A 21,112-nucleotide genomic window follows, 5' to 3' on the forward strand; every position below is an offset into this window, starting at 1 on the left:
CGCGCGGCTTCGACCATGACGATACGCGCGCCCAACGCGCTCGTGTCCGGTTGGGTCGCGTCGCAGCGCGCCCGGAGCGGACGGATACATTTGCGCCCGGGCGAGAAAAACGTACAAATCGACGCTGTCGTAGTCGCTCGGCACGCGTACGCAATAGGCGCGACGTCAGCCGGCCTCGCGGCCGCCGGGTATGGGACTTGCTGCGCACGGGCGTCCGCAACGACCCGTAGTCGCCATGGAACCACGAGATCCGAAAACTCACGGCCGTGCCGCATTTCGCGGGAGCGAGACGGGTGGCTAAGGTCGGCGTCGTACGGCTCGGCAGGGAAGTCGCGCGCTACGTGCCCGGTATCGCGTGGATCCGCACGTACCGGATCGCATGGCTGCCGGGCGACGCAATCGCGGGCGCGACCCTCAGCGCCGTGCTGGTGCCGGCCGGCATGGCCTACGCGATCGCGTCCGGCCTTTCCGCCGCGTCGGGGCTCTATGCGTCGATTGCCGCGCTGGTCGCCTACGCGGTGTTCGGGCCGAGCCGCGTCCTCGTGCTCGGGCCCGATTCCGCGCTGATTGCGTTGATCGCGGCGAGCGTCGTGCCGCTCGCGCACGGCAATGCCGCGCATGCGGCCGCGCTCGCAGGTGCGCTCGCGTTGCTCTCCGGCACGCTCTGTCTGGCCGTCGGTCTATTCCGGCTCGGCTTCGTCACGGATCTGCTCTCCATGCCGATCCGCTATGGCTATCTCAACGGCATCGTCGTCACGATCATCGTCAGCCAGCTGCCGAAGCTGCTCGGTCTGACGGTGCACGAAGCGGCGATTCCGCAGCAACTGCGCGAGCTGGCAACGGCCGTTGCTGCCGGCAAAACGAACCTCGCGGCCTTGTCGATCGGTGTGCTTTCGCTTGCCGTGATCCTCGCGTTCAAACGCTGGATGCCGAGAATGCCGGGCGTGCTGGTCGCCGTGGTTGTCGCGACCGTCGCGGCCGCCTATTTCGATCTGGCGGCGCGCGCCGGTATCGGCGTGGTAGGCAACTTGCCGCGCGGGCTGCCGATACCCGAATTTCCGGCGCTTGCGTGGAGCGAATGGCTTGCACTACCGGCGAGTGCCGCCGCCATCGCGCTGGTGTCGTTGACGGACCTCAGCATGCTGTCGCAGATATACGGGTTGCGCAGCGGGGAACGCGTCGACCGCAATCGCGAATTCGTGGCGCTCGGCATCGCCAATATTGCAGCCGGTCTGTTCCAGGGCTTCGCAGTTGCGGCCAGCGGATCGCGCACGCCGGTCGCCGAGGGCGCAGGCGCGAAGAGTCAGGCGTGCGGCGTGATTGCCGCGCTCATCGTGGCAGCGTTGCTGCTTTTCGTCCCGCAGGCATTGCGCGATACGCCGCAAGCGACCCTTGGCGCCGTAGTCGTTGCCGCGTCGCTGTCGTTGATCGAGATCACCGGCCTGCGGCGGCTCTACCGGCTGCGTCGTCCGGAATTCGCGCAGTCGCTCGCCTGCTTTGTCGGCGTCGTGGTGTGGGGTGTCGTCGTCGGCGTGGGCATCGCACTCGGGCTCGCCGTGCTCGCCTTCCTGTGGCGCGCGTGGCGCCCTTATTCAGCGGTGCTCGGCCGGCGCGACGGCGTGAAGGGCTATCACGACACCGCGCGCCATCCGGACGCACGACGCATCCCGGGACTGGTTCTGCTGCGCTGGGATGCGCCGTTGTTCTTCGCGAATGCGGAAATCTTTCACGAACGCGTGTTGACGGCGGCGCGCGAGGCGCCCACGCACACGCGGTGGGTTGCGATCGCGGCCGAGCCGGTGACGGATATCGATCTCACCGCAGCCGACATGCTGGCAAGGCTCGACGGCGAACTCCACGACGCGGACGTGCAACTCTGCTTCGCCGAGCTCAAGGGGCCCGTCAAGGACAGCCTGAAACGGTATGGGTTGTACGAGCGAATCGGCGAGGACCACTTCATGCCGACGCTCGGTGAAACCGTGTCGGCGTATCTGAAATCGCATTCGGTCGACTGGCACGACTGGGAAGGTGAACGGTGAGGTATCGCACCGGACGACGGCGACGCGTTGCGCGCAGCATCATGCGTCGCGTCGATAGTGAACGACTGCGCCGGTGTTCGGTGCGACGGGGTTGCTGCGCGCGGGCTCGCCGCCGTCCGCGTGTCGCTGCGCGAGCAGCACGCAGCGATCGACGAGTTCGCTGAACGACAGCGTCGCCGATACGCCCATCTTCCGCCAAAGCGCCGGGCACTCGGTGTCGCGTCCACACAAGCCGACGACGATGCTGGCCGTCGTCGCGCGCTGGCTCAGCCGGCGTATCAGATCGCGCAGGTAGGGCGGCGCATCGACGGCGTCGAGCGAGATCACGGCGATCACGGCCGCGCCGGACAGACGCGGGTCGCGAAAGCCGCTCCTCGGAAAGCGCTCGTAGCCGGCGCTTTCGGCATGCAGCCCGCGCTGGCGCAGCAGACGCACGGCGATGATCGCGACGACATCGTCCAGCTTGCCGCTGCCCGAGATGCAAAGCACCGACGGCACGCGGTCGGGCGTGCCTTCGTCGGCCGACAACGGCGATGCGGACGGCGGCGTCGGCGCGGCATCGCTGTCGGGCTCCAGGCTATGTACGAGGTCCAGCACCGTTTCGCGGATGCGCCGCAATTGCTTCGGCGAGACGACGCCACGCAGCAGGTCGATTCGTGCCTGACGAAGACCCTCGAGCGCAACGGCGTCGTAGTACGCGCAAAGCGAGCGTTTCTTCAGCAGCGTGTCGGCCTGCGCCAATGCCCGTTCGCGATCGCCGGTCAGCAGGCGTTGATAGAAGCGCTCGCCCGGCGTCAGCGCCGGTCTGTCGCCGAACAGCACGTCGAGGAATTCGAGTCCGCTGACATAGCGCCCCAGAATCACGAGGCAGAGCGTAAGCGGTGTGGAGAGCACAAGACCTACCGGGCCCCACAGCCAGCTCCAGAAAATCGCCGCGACGATCACCGCGATCGGCGAAAGGCCGGTGCTGTGACCGTAGACGAGCGGCTCGAGAAATTGGCCGGCGGCCACTTCGGTCACGGAGAAGAGCACCAGTATCGCGACGATCATCGACCAGCCGGGACTCATGGCGGCGGCGAGAATCGTCGCCGGCAGCGCGGCGATCCACACGCCGACGTACGGCACGAAGCGCATCAACCCCGCAATCACGCCGAACAGCAGCGCGCCCGGCAGGCCGATCACGGCGAGCCCGAGGCTCAACACCGCGCCGACACACACGTTGACGCACAGCTGCGCGAGAAAGTAGCGGCTCAGGCGACGCGCGGCATCGCTCATTGCCGTCGTGGTGCGGTGCATGTCGTGCGAGCCGGCAAGTCGAATCAGGCGTTCGCGCAGGTCGGCGCGCTGCAGCAGGATGAAGATCGCGGTCACGATCACGATGCCGATCGTCGCGAGCGGGCTGACGACCGGCGAAAGAAATCCTTGTGCGAGCTGCAGCGGCGAAGGCGACGGCTCGTGGACCTCGACGGGCAACGGCGCTTTGTCCGCCGGGCCGGCAGGCCTGGTGTCGGACGTGTGCTCCTCGCGCACGGGCGCCACGCGCTTGAGCGCGTCGATGGTCCGTGTGAGGACCGCATCCGCGTGGACCACGACCGTTTGCTGGATATTGTCGACTCGGCGTTCGATCGCGACTTGATAGCGCGGCAAGTCGGACGCCAGTTCCGCCAATTGCGCGCCGATCAGAAAACCGAATGCCGTCAGCACCGACAAGGCCAGCCAGACCGCGACCAGCACCGAGACGAGCTCGCCGAGACGCAGCCGCCGCAACAGGTCCACGAGCGGTGCCAGCAGGAGGCTCAGCAGCACGGCGAGCGTGATCGGGATCAGCACCGTCCGCCCGAAATACATCGCGCAGACCATGACGACGCCCGTCGCCAGCGAGGTCAACGTCTTCAAACCCGGCACGGCGGCCGGCGCTATCTTGTGGCCGCGGGGGCCGGCGTCGCTGCGCGCCGGCCTGAAGGGGGCCCTTCGGCCGTTCCTGCGTTGCTGTTCCAGTTTCCTCATGACACGGTGGCCGGCAACGATCCGGCGATGTCGCGCAGGCAGTCCGACTCGATCGACGACGATTGGGGGCCGGTGCTCGCGGCGACGCGTAATGCGAGGATGACGGGCGGCACGGTCCGGCCGCCGAGCGATCGCCACGCCGGCTACTGCCACGGATCGGCAGCCGGCAGCGAGCGCATCGTCATCCCGACGATGCAACGATCGTGCCTGGCGACGAACTTATGTCGTTCCGGATTCCATCCGCGCGACGGCGCGACGCGCATCGCGGTCCGCGGAATCAATGCGTCGCCTTGGGTAACGGCAGCGTCGGGCCGGACGGGTGGGCTGCGTCCGACACCGGCGTGCCGGGCGGCAGGCGCAGGCCCTTCGATTTCTTGCGCTGACCGGGCGGCGGCGCACTCGGCTGCTGCGACTGCATTGCCGCGATCAGCTGCTGGCATGGCAGCGGTTTGTGGTTGCTCGGCGCGATCAGCGGAATCAGCGCGGCGAACGGATTGATCAGACCGAGGCCGACCATCGCGCCGCCGCGCACGGCGAGGGCCGTCGCGTTCACGCCGACGTGCGGATTCTTGAAGGTGCCTTTGACATAGAGCGGCGAGCGCAGCGAAAAAATGCGGAAGCCTTTCGTGTGCGGATGGATGCCGAGATTCATCGTCTCGTTCTTCATGTCGACCTTGCCGTCGACGTTGATGACGGCGTCGTCGGTATCGAGCGCGAACGCATGCGAATCGAGCACGCCGTCCGTGACGACGAAATCGGCGGCCGCGCAGTTGATATGCACATTGCGATTTCCATACATCTTTTCGTAGACGACGTTCGCGACGTTGAGCCCTGCGGCTTCCATCAGCAGACGGCTGAGCGTGCCGTCGGTGACGAGCAGCTTCACCTCGCCGTTGGAGCTTGCGGCGAGCGCGGCCGGCGTGTTGCCGGTCGCCGACAACTGCGCGTCGCCATTGACTTCACCGAGTGCGCTCTGCATCGTCTTCACGGTCGGCAGCAACTGCTTCAGCTTGAGACCGCGCACGCGCGTCGAGGCGCGCGCCTTGAGCGGCCGTTCGCGGCCGTCGAGATGGAGGTCCGAGGCGATCGAGCCGCCCGCGACGCCGAACTTCAGCGGCTGCAACGACAGCACGCCGTCGGTCATCACGATGTGCGTGTACAGATCGGTGATGGGCAGCGCGGGGTCCTTGACGATGCGCCGGCCCGTGAATTTCACGTCGGCATCGATCGCGCTCCAGCGCTCCGTCCGGAAGCCTTCGACCGGCAGCGCCTTGTTCGCCGGCTGGCGCGCCGTGTCGCCGCGCTTTGCCTTGCTCGCGTTGCTGTCGGCGCCCACCACCGGCGCCAGATCCTTGAACTGCAGCAGGTTCGAGACTACGTCACCCTTGAGCAGCGGCCGCGGCTTACGCTGCGTATAGACGAGCGTGCCGCTCAGATCGCTGCCGCCCACGCGGCTTGAAAATTTTTCATAACGGAACACGCTGTTGCCCGGTTGGATGTTGCCGATCAGGTGGCCCTCGGTGGCATAGGGAGGGGTCGTGGGAAGCGTGATGCCCGTCAATTGATAGAGGCGATCGAGACTCGAGCCTTGCAGCCACAGGCGCAAATCGACGGCAGCGAGGTGCGCGGGGTCGGTGACGGTGCCGACCAATGCGACATGCAAGTCGCCCGCCTTGACATCGGCTTGTACCGGCACCGGCCGCGACGCGTCCTGCAGCGCGAGCACGCCGCCGAGCTTGCCGCTGCCCGACAGCGGCGAATGGTGGTAGCTGCCGGTCGCCGTCCAGCCGATGCCGTATTGCGGTTCGTTCGTTTGCGGCGAGGCGGGGGCCGCTCCGCTTGCCGCCGGCTTGCCGCCCGAAGCCACGCTTGCAGGTGCGGCGGGCGCTGCCGATGCGCCCGATGTAGCGGATGTGGCCGAAGCCGCCGTCCGCGCCTGCTTGCTCAGCTGTTGCGCGCCGCGCTTGCCGACTGTCTCGGCCGACGCGCTGCGCGATTTGTTTTCCTGCTGCTTGAGGACTTCGCCGATCGGAATCGCCTGCCCGAGCGTGTTGACCGTCACTTGCATCACCAGTCCTTGTTGCTGGTCGGACAGTGCGATGTTGCCCTTGTCGAGCCGGATGTCGTGCAGGTCGAGCTTCCACGCCAGCGGATGCGCGGACGACTTGAACTTGAAGGTCCAGTTGTTTCGACCGTCGGCAAGCCGCTCGAGATCGACCGAGGGGCCGACGAGATTGATGATAGGAATCACGATGTCATGCGTGAGCAGCGGCAGCATCTTCACCTGGAAGTCGATTTGCTCGAGGGTGGCGAAGTACCGCTGCTTTGCCCAGTCCGGGTTCGCGATCGTGATGTTGCGTGCGGCGAAAGTCGGCCACAGCACCCACGCGCGCCAGCCGGTTTCGCCGGCGGCGCGATGCCAGCGTACGGTCAGGTCGCCGTTGATCGTGAACGGGCGCCCGATCGCGGCGCTGACCTTGTCGTCGATCAGCGGCCGCGCGCGATTCCAGTCGAACGTGAAAATGAACAGCGCGATCGCCGCGAGCAGAATGATCAGCACCGCGACGAGCCACGCAACGACTTTGCCGATCACGCTGGCGATCGTCCTGCCGGACGCATTCGATAGGGCCATGGCGGAAGTCTTCGGAGTTCACGGTCCGGCCCCGCGCGGGCCGGGTCGGCAGCAAGGCAGCAATCGCCGTACCGCGAACCGGCCGCTCCGTCTCGACGGGCAGGCTCGGAACTTGCTCGCCCGACGCTTGCTTTACCGCCGACGGCGAGCGGAATGGCGCGCTGCCTGGAGGCAGGGGCCGCACTCGGGCCGCGACATCCCGTGGACGGTCGTGTCCGCGGCGCCATCCAGCTCAGTCGCTGGGCGAAGCGAGTGACAGATTTCCCTACCGAATAGAGGAGCAGATCGATGACGAAGTCAGCTGCAACCCACGAGGCCGCACCCGAATCGGGCGGTTCGTTCGTGCTGGATCTGAAAAAAATTCGCGAAGATGCGCGCAAGCACATGGCGGACGGCCCGGTCACGCAAACGTACGGCGCGGATCGCACCACGGTGCTGAAGCTGCTCAATGACGCGCTCGCGACCGAGATCGTCTGCACCCTGCGCTACAAGCGGCATTACTTCATGGCGAGAGGCATCAATTCGGAGGCCGTCGCGCAGGAATTCGCGCAGCACGCGACCGAAGAGCAGGAGCATGCCGACCGCATCGCGGAGCGCATCGTGCAGCTCGGCGGCGAGCCCGACTTTGCGCCGGACGGCCTGAAAACGCGCGCGCATTCGGAGTACAAGGAGGGCACCGACCTGACCAGCATGATTGCCGAGAACCTGGTGGCCGAGCGGATCGCGATCGATACGTATCGGGAGATCATCCGATACCTCGGCGAGAAGGATGTGACCACGCGCCGGCTGTTCGAGGAAATTCTCGCGGTCGAGGAGGAGCATGCCGACGATATGGCCGATCTGCTCCAGGGACGCGGGCAGTCTGCGGGAGGTGCTTGAGGCCCGGTGCGGGCGCAGCGTGAAATGAAAAAAGGTCGGCGCGAAGCCGGCCTGTTTCATCAAGCCGACGGTGCCGGTGGAAGGACGCCGCGGCTTCCCATGGTACGTTGCCGCCGTCTGAGCCGGCTCGGCTCGGCAGGCGGCAGATTGCACATGCCTACGACTCGTGCCGAATGCGCTCGAGACCTTGCCGGTACGTGGTCACCTCGAAGCGCGGGAATCGGCGCTTGAACTTCGTGGAGTCAAAGAGGTTGTCCTGCTCGTAGCGCGGCAGCAGCTCCTCGATTTCACGTACTTGCGGCGAGAAGAGCCCCGCGGTCCGGAAGGCCCATTTCCCGACGATCGCATAAGCGGCCTTTTGTCCGAATGCGCGGCTTGCCATCTCGACGAACTCCCGATATGTCGGGCGATCGTCGCAGCACGGCAGATGCCAGGTCTGTCCGAACGCGTCCGGCGTGTTGCCGAGCGTCGCGAGCGCGCGACTCGCGTCGGGCGTCCAGATCAGCGTGCGGCGCGTGTCGTCGCGCAACGGCACTTTCGGTTTCTTGCCGGCTTTCAGCTTGTCGATGATCAGTGCATTCGTGAAGCTCTGGGTCTTGCCGGGACCGTAGAACTCGGGTGCACGGCCGATCAGGACGGGAATGTCGCCGCGCGCCATCTCATCGAGGACCATCGACGCCATCGCCGCGCGCACTTTGCCCTTGCGGCCGACCGGCGCGAACTGTGTCGATTCCGTTTGCGGCCGGTCGTCCTGCGGGTACATGTAGGTGTTGTCGAAGTAGGCGAACTTGGCGCCTTCCGCCCGGCACGCATCGAGTGCGTTCTTCAACATGACCGGAAACTGCGTTTCCCACAGCACGGTGTCGGGCGGCAGGCCTGCCGTGAAGTAGACGATGTCGCTGCCTTTCACCGCCTGCGCGGTCTGGCGCGCATCGAGCAGATTGGCCGACACCAGCGTATCGGTGTCATTGACCTTGCGCGGATTGCGGCTGACGAGACGTATATCCGCCGTGTCGATACGCCGCAGTTCCCGGGCCAGTTCCGTGGCGATCTGACCGTTGGCCCCTAATATCGTTTGCATACCCTTTGCCTTTGCGACTTTGCGCCAAATGACGACAGGCGAGAGGCTAACCTTGAAGGCAACTTCAAGGTCAAGCAGTTAGCCGTTGTCGCGTGTCAGGTCCGCAGCGTTTGAGGAAGAGGCCGACGCGACGCAGGCCGCGGCCACTACGCTTAGCAAGGAGCGATGCGCGTTGTTTGACATGTTTCGGGACACGGATACTCCGTCGGCGTAGAGCCGGGGCAGTACACGGACGAACCGGATCGGCAACGCCGATCCTCGAAAACGATGCAACCGAGCGGCATGGCGCCCGGACGCGTCAAGCGCCACGATAGACGAGAACCGACTCGCGGCTTGTAGCGCATGCCCTTCAAGGGAACGGGCGCCGTGGGCCGAGCCCTCGGCACCCGTGGCGGTTATCCGCGGAGGAACGCGAGCAGATCGGCGTTGATAGTCTCCGCGTTGGACGTCGGCATGCCGTGCGGGAAGCCCTTGTAGATCTTCAACGTGCTGTTTCTGGCGAGCTTCGCCGACAGCACGCCGGAATCGGCATAGGGGACGATCTGATCGTCATCGCCATGCATCACGAGCACGGGAATCGTGGTGCTCTTCAGGTCCTCGGTAAAGTCGGTCTGGGAGAAGGCGACGATGCCGTCGTAATGCGCCTTGGCACTGCCCATCATGCCCTGGCGCCACCAGTTCCAGATCACACCCTGCGAGGGTTGCGCGCCGGCACGGTTGTAGCCGTAGAACGGGCCCGCCGGAACGTCGTAGTAAAACTGGGCGCGGTTCGCGGCCAGTTGCGCCTGCAGGTTGTCGAACACGTCCTTCGGCAGGCCGCCGGGGTTTTGGTCGGTCTTGACCATCAGCGGCGGCACGGCACTGATCAGTACGGCCTTCGACACGCGATCTTCGCCATGTCGGGCGACGTAGTGGATGACTTCACCGCCGCCGGTGGAGTGGCCGACGTGAACGGCGCCTTGCACGCCGAGATGGTCGACTACTGCCGCCACGTCGTCGGCGTAGTGATCCATGTCGTGGCCGTCCCAGACCTGGCTGGAGCGTCCGTGACCGCGACGGTCGTGCGCGATGACGCGATAGCCCTGCGACAGGAAAAAGAGCATCTGGGCGTCCCAGTCATCCGCACTGAGCGGCCAACCGTGATGGAAGAAGATGACCGGTGCGTCGCGCGGCCCCCAGTCCTTGTAGAAGATCTGAACGCCATCCTTCGTTGTGACATATCCCATGTCAGCACTCCTTTTCGATATTCAGATTGACAACCCGTGACGTATACGGCGATCGTTGCTGCTCCGTAATGGGCGGCTCCTTGGGTGAGGGTGATGGACGAGACGGCAACGCAACGATCGAGCAGGCATCCAGACACGTTGCCGGCGATGCGCAGGTCCGCGTCACCATTCGCTTGGACCTGGATGAGACATTGCGCTCCCTTTGTTGAGACAATTTGAAACGGGCGGTCGGCCGCGTACGACTGCTTACCTCCAGTCGGTCGCGCTTCGCCATGTCCTCACCGGGCAACTTTAGGATTAAAGTCAACGTTAATGTCAACAGTTTTTTGGCGTGTCGCGTGAGAATTGGCGAGCGTCTCGACCAGAGCCGTGCGCAGCTCGTGATCGCGATCGAGAGCATCGAGGACAAGCCGCACGGCATCGCTCGCGCAAACAATAGAAGCGCGTGGCCGACCGCCTGTGCGCAGCGGGAATTGCGCCCGATGCGGGCCCACTTCACGGCGGCACTGTCGGCTGATCTGCGTCGACGGCAAAAGCATGCCGTCCGAGCAGTGTGCTCGCTTTCACAGCGTGGACGAGGACGTCGGCTCAAATCCGTCAGGGAGTGGACCCAACGCAGCATGCCCGACGCCTCGTCGCACGGTTCCGTTCGGGATTCGCATGAATCAGGCGGCGCGACATCGGCGAATCGCGTCGATACATTCCCCGTCGTTGCGAAGTGCTTGACCTTAAAGTCATATTCAATCTTAGAGTGACCATTGCCGGCTGTTGATCGGTATGCCGCTCGAGGCCCACCTGCCGGTTCAATCACGGAGAAGGGTCAATGAATATGGACAAGCGGTTCACGCAGGTCGAGTTTGGCGCGCACAAGGTCGAGGTGCCTGCCGGAGGCTACTACGACCGTTACCGGATGAACCCGGACCTCGACGAAGTGGCGCGCGATCCTGCTGCAGGGAATATCGACTTTTTTCGCAGGATCCCGAAGCGGCTCGTCGCGTCCACGGTCGGGCCGACCTGGGCGCCGAACTTCTACTACCGCTCCAGTCACGTGCAGTTGCTGTTCCTGGCGCCTGCCGATCGATTGCGGGCAATGTTGCCGATGCCGCTCGAGCCGCTGCGCGCCTATCCCGGCCGCGGACTGGTGGCGTTGACCTTCTTCTCGTATGCCGTTTGCGATAACGACCCCTACGACGAAGTCTCGGTCGCGGTGGTCGTCCGCCGGCCGGGCGCGCGCGGCCCGCATGCACTGGAGCTGCTCGATTCCATGCGGCGCCGCAGCTTCCACGCGCATGTTCTCGCGCTGCCGGTGACGACGGAAATCGCGCGGGTGCGCGGTCTCTATGGGTATCAATTGCCGAAATGGCGCACGGAGATCGGCGTGAGCATCGGCGCCGACGTCAGGGCCAGCATCGCCGGCCCCGGCGGCAAAGCGGATCTGACGCTGCGTGCGCCGCTTCCGGTGTTGCGCGATGTTCCATCGCAGTCCCATATGGCGACGGCGACCATGGTCAACGAGATTGACGGCGAGTGGCACCAGACGCGCGTGCAAACCAACATGCTCTCGTTCGCGCAGCGCCTCTTGCCGCGCGACGTCCGGCTGGCGCGGCACGATGGGCCGCTGAGCCAGCTGCTCGACGGACTCGGGGCGTCCACGGTGCTTCGCATGGACGTCGTCAAGGAGGCGCAGGTGGTCTTGAACATGCCCACCCGGCTAGACACTGTCACATTCACGACATGAAGATAGGCGATCTGGCCGAGCGCACCGGCCTGACGCCGTCGCGCATCCGCTTCTACGAACGCATCGGCCTGTTGACGGCGGTCCGGCGGCAACCAAACGGCTATCGCGTCTATTCGCCGGACGCCGTGGTAGTGCTCGGCCTCGTCGCGACCGCGCAGAAGGCCGGTTTCAGCCTGGACGAGATTCGCATGTTGCTGCCACCCGATCTTGGGCAGTGGCAGCGCGGTGCGCTGCTCGAAGCTCTCCGTCACAAGGTGCGGGACATCGACGCCATGCAGATCAAGCTGGCGCGGAACAAGGCTCATCTCGTGTCCTTGATGGCCGAGATCGAGGGCAAGCCCGACGAAATCGATTGCAGCGCCAACGCGGCGCGTCTGTTGTCGCAAATGCAGTCGAGGGAACCCGACGGCGCGGCGCGAACGCACGGGGCAGTCAAGGCCGGACGACGCCGACCGACCGGCAAGGGGTAGGCAATGTGCACGTGAGGGCGTTCGGGAACCGTCAACGTCAGCGCTCGAGCGCCGCCGCGCGGCACGCGCGTCTCTCAGCGTTTGCGGACGATCAACCCGGGATGCAGCTCCCGGCACGTACGCGCTCCGAGCATCGCCATGTCGCGATCGACTTCTTCTTGCAACAGCCGGATCGCATGCGCGACGCCCGCTTCGCCGGCAACGGCCATCGCATAGTTGAAAGGTCGGCCGACGAACACCATCCGCGCCCCCAGCGCAATGGCTTTTAGAACGTCCGCACCGCGTCGGAAGCCGCCGTCGAGCATTACCGGAAACGCAGGCTCGAGAGCGGTCACGACGTCGCGCAGAATACGCATCGGCGACACCGCACCGTCGAGTTGGCGGCCGCCATGATTGGACAGGATGATGCCGTCCGCGCCGACGTCGCGTGCGGCCAGCGCATCCTCCACGCTGAGGATGCCCTTGACGACCAGACTGCCTTTCCATTGCGCACGAATCTGCGCGAGATGCGTCCAGTCGAGGTGATCGCGCGCGGAGAAGTCGCGCAACACGTGCGCGGACAGGATGGGCGCGCCGCGCGTGGCGAACGAATTTTCGAAGTGCGGCATCCCGTGCCGGAGCAGTGTCCGGGCGAACGTGCCGATCAGCCAGCGCGGCCGCGTCAGTCCGTCCCACGCGAGACGCATGCTCGGACGCAGCGGCGTGGAAAAACCGGTACGGACGTTGTTCTCGCGATTCGCCGCAACGGGAATGTCGACGGTCACGACGAGCGTCCGGTATCCCGCGCGCGCGACGCGCTCGAGCAGCGCGGCGATGCGTTCGGGGTCGCCCGGAAGATAAGCCTGAAACCAGGTTGACGGCGCTGCCGCCGCGACCGCTTCGAGCGGGATCAGCGACGAGCCGCTCATGATCGACGCGATGCCTGCCGCCTGCGCCGCGCGGGCGAGCACGATGTCGCCGCGATAGGCCGACAACGCGTTGATGCCCATCGGCGCGATACCGAAAGGCGCGGCGAACCGCTGCCCGAACAGGTCGACCGCCTGCGTGCGGGCCGACACGTTGCGCAGCACGCGCGTCGTGAAGCCGAACTCGTCGAACACGCTGCGGTTGTCGTCGCGCGTGCGATTGTCTTCGGCGGCGCCGCTCACGTAGCCGAAGATCGGACGCGGTAACACGCGGCGCGCGCGTGCTTCGAAGTCGTGCAGGCTCAGCATGTTGCGCAGCACGCGCGGCGGCTTGTCGGTGGGCGCTGCAGCGTCGCGACGAAGTGTGGCGCGATCGGCGACACTCATCCGGATTCTCCTTTTCATTCAAGACGAGGGCTCATGCTAGGTTGACCGGGGATTGAATAAAAGCGATATTCCTTCGAAATTCATGTTCGCTAAAAGAGAACGATGTCGACGCCGACGCTCAAGCAGCTCGATGCCTTTTATTGGGCCGCGACCTGCGCCAATTTCGCCACGGCCGCGCAGCGGCTTCATTTGTCCGTGTCGTCGTTGTCGAAGCGGATCAACGAACTCGAACAGGTACTCGGGCGGACGCTGTTCGACCGAAGCGGCTATCGCGCCACGCTGACTCAGGACGGCGAAAGTCTGTTGCCGACGGCGCTGCGCGTGCTCGAATCGGTCGCGACGATCCAGGACACCTTCGGTCAGCACAACGGACTGTCGGGGCGACTACGCTTCGGCGTCGGCGAGTTGTCGGCGATGACCTGGCTGCCGCGTTTCGTCGCCGCCGTTCAAAAGCTGCACGGCCAGCTGCAGCTCGAGCCGCATGTCGACGTCGGCGAGGCGCTCGAGGAGAAGGTCGACGCAGGCGAGCTGGACTTCGCGGTGGTCGCGGGTCGCTCGTCGCGCAGTAGCATCGTGTCCCAGCCGGTGGCGGAAGCGCGATTCGCCTGGATGGCCGCCGAGCGGCTCGTCGGCCGTCAGCGCACACTGACACCGGCCCTGCTCGCGCGGCATGCGCTCGTGACGCTGCCCGCCGGGTCGGGCGTCACGCGCATTCTGGACGAGTGGCTGCTGGCGCGCGGTATCGACAGTCCGCGCCACATTACGTGCAACAACTGGTTCGCCGTGGCCGGCATGTTGCGCGAAGGCGTCGGCATCGGCTTTCTGCCGACGGCATGGGAGGCGTCGCGCGCGGGCGGCACGCTGGTCCGTCTGACGAGTCAGCCGGCGTTGTCGCCGCTGCATTACGCATTTCAGTGGCGGCGCGGCGACCTGCGCGCGACGATTCCGGCCATGCTGGCGCTCGTGCGGCTGCACGTGGCGTTCGACGTTCCGCTTGCATGAGCGGTCGCCGCACCGGCCCGTTGCGGGGCGGCGCTCAGCTGATTTCGCGTCCCTTCGTTTCCGGCAGGAGCAACGCAGTGATCAGCACGACGAGATAGGCGCCGCCCGCGAACATGCCGATCGCCATGCCGAGCCCGTAACCGTGGGCGAGATACCCGACGAGGCTCGGAAACAGCGCGCCGAGGCCGCGCCCGAAGTTGTACGCAAAGCCTTGTCCGTTGGCGCGCACGGCAGACGGAAACAGTTCGGTCAGGTAAGCGCCCATGCCGCTGAAGATGCCCGAGGCCGCGAAGCCGAGCGGGAATCCGAGGATCAGCATCTGGTCGTTGGTGAGTCGAAGCTGCGTATAGGCGTAGATACTGATGCCGGACAGCATCGCGAAGATCAGCAGGTTCGCGCGGCGGCCGGCGCGGTCGGTCAGCCATGCGCCGGTGAGATAGCCGACGAACGATCCTAGAATGACGACCAGCAGATAGCCGCCCGTGCCGACCACCGACAGGTGACGCTCGGTTTTCAGGAACGTGGGCAGCCACGTGGTCACCGCGTAGTAGCCGCCCTGAACGCCGGTACACAGCAACGAGGTCAGCGCCGTCGTCTTGATCAGCGACGGCGAGAAGATCGTCCAGATGGACGTGCGCTTGTTGCTGGCTTGCTCCTGCTTGCGGGTACGCTGGAATACTTCAGGTTCCGGCACGCCCTTGCGGATGTACAGCACCAGCAGCGCCGGCAGCGCGCCGACCCAGAACAGCGCACGCCATGCATAGTCTTCGGGCAGCCAGGAAAACAGAACGGTGTAGACGATGGCCGCGATCCCCCAGCCGATCGACCAGGCGCTCTGCACGGTGCCGACGGCTCGCCCGCGGAATTCGGTCCGAACGATCTCGCCCATCAGCACCGAGCCGACCGCCCATTCGCCGCCGAAGCCCAGCCCTTGCAGAGCCCGCAGGACGAAGATCTGTTCGAAATTCTGCGCGAAGCCGATCGCCACCGTGCAGCCGGAAAACCAGAGGATCGTCGCCTGCAGGATGCGTACACGCCCGTAGCGGTCGGCGAGGATGCCGGCGATCCAGCCGCCGATGGCCGAGAACAGCAACGTGACGGTGGCCAGCAGGCCGGCCTGCGTGCTGTCGATCTTGAAAATCGAGATCAGCGTCGTGATCACGAACGTGAACACCATGAAGTCGAGCGCGTCCATCGCCCAGCCGCCCGCCGCGGAAATGAAGGTCCGCCTTTCGGTGACGGACATGTTGCTGTACCAGCTCATCGTGTCTCCTTGTCATATGGCCGCTGAGCGGCGCGTGCTTGCGTCGTTTATGGATTGCCGCGCGGGAAACCGTACAGGCGGGCCGGGTTGTCGACGAGAATCCGGCGCCGCATTGCTGCGTCGGGCGCCCACTGCGCGAGCAGGTTGCGCAGGTGGCCGGTGTTGGGCATCCTGGCCGCTTCCAGCGACACATGCGGCCAGTCGCTGCCCCAGACGATCCGGTCGGGCGCGTCGTCGATCAGTGCCTGCGCGAACGGCGTCACGTCGTCGAAAGTCGGGAAGCGATCGCTGATCCGGTAAGCGCCGGACAGCTTGACCCAGAAGCCATGCCCGACCACCAGTTCGCGAAGGGCGGCGAATCCCGGTGAAGCCAGCCCCGCGGCGACGGGCGTATGGCCCATGTGATCGACGATGCCGGTGATCGGCAGCCTCGCCATGCGCGGCATCAGTTCAGGCAGCGTCTTCACGTCCATCAGGAACTGCATGTGCCAGCCCAGATCCTTGATGCGGTGCGCCAGCGTCTCCATCGCGGCGAAGCCGATGCCGCCGCCGAACAGCACGTTGATGCGCAGCCCGCGCACGCCAGCCTCGTGCATGGCCTCGAGTTCCCGGTCGCTGATTTCGGGCGGCACGACGGCGATGCCGCGCAGCCGCTGCGGATGACGGCGCAGCGCCTGCAGCATGTAGCGATTGTCGGTGCCGTGCACGCTGACCTGAACCAGCACGCCATAGGTGCAGCCGACCGCGTCGAGCATCGCGAGGTATTGCTGTTCCGACGCCTCCGGCGGTGTGTAACTGCGTTGTGCGACCATCGGATAGTCGGGGCTGGTCGAAATCACGTGCGCATGCGTATCGACGGCGCCCCGAGGCATCTCGAACGCGGGCGGATCGACATCGGGTAAAGGGGCGGCGCATCGAAACTCGGCGCCGGAACGAGCCGGTTCAGTCATCGTGGTCTCCTCGAATGATCGGAAGCGAGCCATGCGGATGATACGTGCGCCCGGTGTCGGATCGGCGCTTGCCGAGCGATCGCTTTACGTGCGCACGCGGCGCCCTGGAGCGCCATGCGAGCAAGGGCGCGCATCGGGGCCGGCGAGCACGGATTCCATGGCTTGAGAAGCGTAGCCGGAACTGCACGCCCAATACAGCGAATTAATCAATAGCCGAACGTTCGCTTTTTCGAAACATTGCAATCCTGCTCAGGGGGATACCGATGCGCGCGATCTCGTGTCGTTGATGGCAGCGGTCGGCGGCAAGCCGGGCGACACCGGATTGCACCGCGAACGCGACGCACCGCACCGATTGTGCGAGCCGCAATCTGCTCGGCCGTTTGCTCGTGACCGCCGACATGGTCGGCATCCCGGACATCCAAGACTATTCGCATCCGGGCGCTTGACATTCAACTTTGGTTCAACCTTAAGGTGCCGGTAGTCGGCTGAGCCATTGCGATATGAGGCAAGGAAGCAATACATGAATCTTGACGTCAACCGCCAAGCGATGAACATCGATTGCGACCCGTCCACGCCGTTGCTGTGGGTGCTACGCGACCACTTGAACCTGACGGGGACGAAGTTCGGCTGCGGCGTTGCAGCGTGCGGCGCGTGTACCGTGCATCTGGACGGTGCGGCGGTGCGATCTTGCGTCCTCCCGGTGGCAGCGGTTGCCGGCAAGCGCATCACCACGATCGAAGGGCTGGCCGAATCGCCGGGCAAGCGCCATGCGTTGCAGCAGGCCTGGATCGACGAACAGGTACCGCAATGCGGCTATTGCCAGTCGGGCATGCTGATGGCGGCGGCAGACCTGTTGGCAAGGCAACCGGACCCGACCGACGCCGATATCGACGCGGCCATCACCAACCTGTGTCGCTGCGGGACGTACCCGCGCGTGCGCATGGCCATCAAGCGTGCGGCGAAGGCGCTGCGGGAGGGCCGCGCGTGAGTGTCGACGCGACCAATGTGCGGCGCGGGCGGCGCCGGTTTCTGCTAGGCGCGCTTGGCGTCGGCGGTGCGCTTGTGGTCGGCTGGGGCGTGATGCCGCCGCGCAGCCGGCTGGGCGGTCCTGACGCGTTTCCCGCAGTGTCAGGTCAGATCGCGCTGAATGGCTGGATCAAGATCACGCCGGAAGGCAATGTGATCCTTGCCATGCCGCGTGTCGAGATGGGGCAGGGCATCCACACGGCGCTGTCGATGTTGGCCGCCGAGGAGCTCGATATTCCGCTTGAGCGCGTGAGTATCGAGTCGTCGCCGATCGAGCGTCTCTACGGTAACGTCGTCGCCATGGGCGATAGCGCGCTGCCGTTGCATCCGGACGACGCAGCCAGGGTCTGGGCGCGCGCACTGCACTGGATCATGGCCAAGGGCGCACGCGAGATCGGCCTGATCGTCACCGGCGGCAGCAGCAGCATGGCCGACGGCTGGCAGCCCGTGCGCGAGGCCGCCGCGACGGCGCGCGCTGCGCTGGTGGAAGCGGCCGCGCGCGAATGGGGCGTGCAGCCGACGCAGATCACGGTGCGCGAAGGCCAACTGATTGGCCCCGACGGTAAGCAGATGCCGTTCAGCGCCGTTGCGCGAAAGGCGCGCGAGATTGCGCCGCCATCCAATGTCACGCTCAAGCCGGCTGCGCAATACCGGTTGGTCGGCAAGCCTGCGCCACGCAACGACATCGCCGGCAAGACGGACGGCAGCGCCCGTTTTGCGATCGACGCGAGGCCGCCCGGCATGGTGTACGCGGCCGTGGTCATGTGTCCTGTATTCGGCGGCAAGCTCAAGACGTTCCAGTCGAAAGCGGCGCTTGCCATGCCCGGCGTGCGGCATGTCGTGCCGTTCGATGGCTCGACGGGCGGCGCGCCGGGCGTCGCCGTGGTGGCCGATCATTACTGGCAGGCACGACAAGCACTCGCGGCGCTCGAGCCCGTATGGGACAACGGACCGAATGCCACGCTCGATTCGGCTGGCATCCGTGAGCAACTCGTCGCTGCGCTGAACAGCGACAAGGACGGCTTTACCTATCGCTCCACGGGCCATGGTCTGAAGGCCTTCGAGAAGGCGCAGGGTGCGACCATCGTGGAGGCCGAATACAGCGCGCCGTATCTTGCGCATGCCGCCATGGAGCCAATCAACTGCACGGCGCAGGTGACCAAGGATCGCGTGCAGCTTTGGGCGCCGACGCAGGTGGCCACGCTGGCCCAACTGGTCGCGGCTCGTGCGGCAGGCGTGAGCCGCGATCAGGTACATATCAATATTCCGCTGATCGGCGGCGGCTTCGGGCGGCGGCTCGAATCGGACTTTGTGGCTCAGGCCGTGACGATCGCTGTCCACACCGAGGGGCGCCCTGTGCAGGTGATCTGGTCGCGCGAAGGCGACATCCGACACGACTTCTATCGCCCGCAAGCCATCGCGCGGCTGAAGGCGCGTGTCGAGAACGGCAGGGTGACGGCCATCGCGTCGCGCAGTGTCGGCCAGTCGATCCTGGCCGGCGAACTGGAGCGCCTGTTCGGCATGCCGTCGCCCGGTATTGATCGCTACACGGCGGAAGGTTTGTTCGACCTGCCATACGAGATCGAGCACGAACACATTGCGCATCGGGTGGTCGACTTGCCGGTGCCGATCGGCTTCTGGCGCAGCGTCGGCCACTCCTATACGGCATTCTTCCTCGAAGGCTTTCTGAACGACGTGGCAGCTGCGGCGAGGATCGATCCGCTGGCGATGCGGCGCGATCTGCTCAAGGCGCATCCACGCGAGCTGAAGGTGCTCGACATCGTGGCGCAAGCGGCCGACTGGGGCCGGCCGCTTGCGCCGGCAGCCGACGGTGCGCCGCGTGCGCGCGGATTGGCGCTGCACAATTCGTTCGGATCGGTGGTGGCACAGGTCGCGGAAGTGTCGCTCGAGGCGGGCAGGCCGCGCGTGCATCGCGTCGTTTGCGCGGTGGACTGCGGAATGGTCGTCAATCCGGGCATCGTCACGCAGCAAATCGAAAGCGCGATCATCTTCGGCTTGAGCGCGGCGCTGTACAACCAGATTCAGATCAAGGACGGACGGGTCGTGCAGGCCAACTTCCCCGATTACCCGGTGCTGAAAATGGCCGAGACGCCGGTGATCGAAACGCACCTCGTGCCGAGCGTGGCAGAACCGACCGGAGTCGGTGAAATTGCCGTGCCTCCGATCGCGCCGGCTGTCGCACATGCCGTTGCGCAACTCACCGGCAAGCCGGTGCGGCAGTTGCCGATGGTGTAGCAAACGAGTTCGGAACGCGCGGTATCGGTTGCTTGCGTCGCGGCAGACCGACAGCGCGAAGAGCGAATCCTTCGACGGACCCTTTCGCGAGGCACGCCTTAACGCGCATGGGTTCTGGTCGCTCGAGAACCCGCACACAAATTCGAAGTCCGCTTTCGCGCGCCGGACGGCAGCGTCGAACCTCACGACTCCACCGCATCGCTGCAAGCCGTCATCGGCGCAGGTCATTCACGGTTTTGCCGGTCCATCGTTTCAGCGCGCGGCGGAAATTTGCGCCGTCGCTGAAGCCGAGGAGCATCGCAATATCGCTCGTGTTCATGCGCGTGTCCTTCAGATACTCGCGTGCCAGCGAACACCGCACGTCGTCGACGATTGCCTGGAACGACGTGCCTTCGTCCTGCAGCCGCCGCCGCAACGTTCGGCCCGTCATGTTCAGCATGCGTGCAACCTCATCCGCGCTCGGGAACTCGCCGGGCTTGCTCATCAGGACCCGGTAGACGTTCCGCGAAAGTCCGTTGCCCTCCATGGCCTGCCCGAGCAACTTATCGCACATCTCCTGTACCAGGACGGACGTGAGCGTATGGGCCATTTGAGGGGTCCGGTCGAGCATGGTGTTGTCGTAGACGAGCTCGCATTCCGGCTGGTCGAAGTAGCAGGGGCAACCGAGATAGGTCGGATAGATGTCGGCGTGGGCAGGCGCCGAATAGGAGAAGCGCGCTTCCAGCGGCGGACAACGACCGCCGGCAGCCTCTTGTACGTGCGTGACGGTCACGCTTGCCTGTTGCTCGATCAGGAACTGCCGCAAGCGGGGCGGCGGGTTCGCGACGAAGATATCGGGAAACCTGCAGGACACGGCGTCAGGTTTTTCCACGAACTCGATTGCGACGGACGGTGTGGTCAGGCGCCGGTATTTGACCGCGAGGCGAAAGTACTCGCGTAGCGAGGTGCATGACATCAGCGCATATCCGTAGATCCCGTACGCCGAGAGGTGCAGGCGCGCCCCGACCTCGAAGGCGATCGAAGGCGTGCGCGACAGCGCCATCGCGTTTTCGCAGACGATCAGATACTGGCTTACCGATGTCCGCGCAAAGGCATTGCCGAGATCGTCGATCGTCACCCCGCTGCCTTTCAGGGACGCCTCCGGCGCAATGCCTTGTTCTTCGAGCACACGAACGATCGCACCGATCTTGTAGGGCGCGTAGAGGCGCTCGTTGGGTAGCGGAAGCATGGTGTCCATGTTGTCCTCAAGT

Annotated in this window: 16 protein-coding genes; 7 read left to right on the forward strand and 9 right to left on the reverse strand. The window is 65.4% G+C overall.

The annotated features are described in order from the left end of the window. Positions 1 to 293: 293 nt before the first annotated feature. The gene (locus NP80_RS20495; protein WP_006404912.1) at positions 294 to 2,039 is read left to right on the forward strand and encodes a SulP family inorganic anion transporter; all 1,746 of its coding nucleotides are present in this window, start codon (positions 294 to 296) and stop codon (positions 2,037 to 2,039) included. Positions 2,040 to 2,078: 39 nt separating this feature from the next. On the opposite strand, the gene NP80_RS20500 is transcribed toward NP80_RS20495, so the two are convergent. Together NP80_RS20500 and NP80_RS20505 are read right to left on the reverse strand one after the other, a co-directional pair. Further along, a complete protein-coding gene (locus tag NP80_RS20500) occupies positions 2,079 to 4,046 on the reverse strand; it encodes an AI-2E family transporter (protein ID WP_045594119.1) in 1,968 nt (655 codons plus the stop codon). Between the two features lie 277 nt (positions 4,047 to 4,323). Next, positions 4,324 to 6,678, reverse strand: coding sequence for an AsmA family protein (locus NP80_RS20505; RefSeq protein WP_006404909.1), 2,355 nt, complete (start codon positions 6,676 to 6,678; stop codon positions 4,324 to 4,326). A 288-nt stretch (positions 6,679 to 6,966) separates the two neighbouring features. On the opposite strand from NP80_RS20505, the gene NP80_RS20510 reads away from it, so the two are divergent. After that, on the forward strand, positions 6,967 to 7,557 hold the full coding sequence (locus NP80_RS20510; protein WP_006400263.1) for a ferritin-like domain-containing protein: 591 nt from the start codon (positions 6,967 to 6,969) through the stop codon (positions 7,555 to 7,557). A gap of 157 nt (positions 7,558 to 7,714) precedes the next feature. Here the strand turns inward: NP80_RS20510 and NP80_RS20515 are convergent, their stop codons facing one another. Next, entirely contained in the window at positions 7,715 to 8,638 is a 924-nt protein-coding gene (locus NP80_RS20515; protein ID WP_006404908.1) for an SDR family oxidoreductase, read from the reverse strand. A 395-nt stretch (positions 8,639 to 9,033) separates the two neighbouring features. Further along, complete coding sequence (locus NP80_RS20520; RefSeq protein WP_006404907.1) at positions 9,034 to 9,864, reverse strand: alpha/beta fold hydrolase; 831 nt, start codon at positions 9,862 to 9,864, stop codon at positions 9,034 to 9,036. An 829-nt stretch (positions 9,865 to 10,693) separates the two neighbouring features. Between NP80_RS20520 and NP80_RS20525 the strand changes: the two genes are divergently transcribed. Both NP80_RS20525 and NP80_RS20530 read left to right on the forward strand, forming a co-directional pair. Then, positions 10,694 to 11,602, forward strand: coding sequence for an acetoacetate decarboxylase family protein (locus NP80_RS20525; RefSeq protein WP_172488737.1), 909 nt, complete (start codon positions 10,694 to 10,696; stop codon positions 11,600 to 11,602). Then, the gene (locus tag NP80_RS20530) at positions 11,599 to 12,072 is read left to right on the forward strand and encodes a MerR family transcriptional regulator (protein ID WP_006404905.1); all 474 of its coding nucleotides are present in this window, start codon (positions 11,599 to 11,601) and stop codon (positions 12,070 to 12,072) included. Before NP80_RS20525 ends, NP80_RS20530 begins: the two co-directional genes overlap by 4 nt. Positions 12,073 to 12,146: 74 nt before the next feature. Here NP80_RS20530 and NP80_RS20535 read toward each other — a convergent pair whose 3' ends face one another. Next, the gene (locus tag NP80_RS20535; protein ID WP_006400258.1) at positions 12,147 to 13,364 is read right to left on the reverse strand and encodes an alpha-hydroxy acid oxidase; all 1,218 of its coding nucleotides are present in this window, start codon (positions 13,362 to 13,364) and stop codon (positions 12,147 to 12,149) included. A gap of 102 nt (positions 13,365 to 13,466) precedes the next feature. Here NP80_RS20535 and NP80_RS20540 point away from each other — a divergent pair, with 102 nt between their 5' ends. Next, complete coding sequence (locus NP80_RS20540; protein WP_006404904.1) at positions 13,467 to 14,366, forward strand: LysR family transcriptional regulator; 900 nt, start codon at positions 13,467 to 13,469, stop codon at positions 14,364 to 14,366. A 34-nt stretch (positions 14,367 to 14,400) separates the two neighbouring features. Here the strand turns inward: NP80_RS20540 and NP80_RS20545 are convergent, their stop codons facing one another. The 3 genes from NP80_RS20545 to NP80_RS31035 form a co-directional block, all read right to left on the reverse strand. After that, positions 14,401 to 15,630, reverse strand: a complete 1,230-nt coding sequence (locus tag NP80_RS20545; protein ID WP_006400256.1) for an MFS transporter — start codon at positions 15,628 to 15,630, stop codon at positions 14,401 to 14,403. A 47-nt stretch (positions 15,631 to 15,677) separates the two neighbouring features. Next, positions 15,678 to 16,580 (reverse strand): amidohydrolase family protein, encoded by a 903-nt coding sequence (locus NP80_RS20550; protein ID WP_006404903.1) that lies wholly within the window; start codon positions 16,578 to 16,580, stop codon positions 15,678 to 15,680. Between the two features lie 202 nt (positions 16,581 to 16,782). Beyond that, entirely contained in the window at positions 16,783 to 16,989 is a 207-nt protein-coding gene (locus tag NP80_RS31035; protein WP_139094006.1) for a hypothetical protein, read from the reverse strand. A 111-nt stretch (positions 16,990 to 17,100) separates the two neighbouring features. Here NP80_RS31035 and NP80_RS20555 point away from each other — a divergent pair, with 111 nt between their 5' ends. Together NP80_RS20555 and NP80_RS20560 are read left to right on the forward strand one after the other, a co-directional pair. Continuing rightward, positions 17,101 to 17,568 carry a (2Fe-2S)-binding protein gene (locus NP80_RS20555; protein WP_006400254.1) on the forward strand — a complete coding sequence of 156 codons (468 nt, stop codon included), beginning with the start codon at positions 17,101 to 17,103 and terminating at the stop codon, positions 17,566 to 17,568. Then, the gene (locus NP80_RS20560; protein ID WP_006404902.1) at positions 17,565 to 19,862 is read left to right on the forward strand and encodes a xanthine dehydrogenase family protein molybdopterin-binding subunit; all 2,298 of its coding nucleotides are present in this window, start codon (positions 17,565 to 17,567) and stop codon (positions 19,860 to 19,862) included. Before NP80_RS20555 ends, NP80_RS20560 begins: the two co-directional genes overlap by 4 nt. Before the next feature lie 211 nt (positions 19,863 to 20,073). Here the strand turns inward: NP80_RS20560 and NP80_RS20565 are convergent, their stop codons facing one another. Then, positions 20,074 to 21,099: an AraC family transcriptional regulator gene (locus NP80_RS20565; protein WP_006404901.1), complete on the reverse strand. Its 1,026-nt coding sequence runs from the start codon at positions 21,097 to 21,099 to the stop codon at positions 20,074 to 20,076. Positions 21,100 to 21,112 lie beyond the last annotated feature (13 nt).

Origin of the sequence: Burkholderia multivorans ATCC BAA-247 (assembly GCF_000959525.1) — a bacterium.
Classification (GTDB): domain Bacteria; phylum Pseudomonadota; class Gammaproteobacteria; order Burkholderiales; family Burkholderiaceae; genus Burkholderia; species Burkholderia multivorans.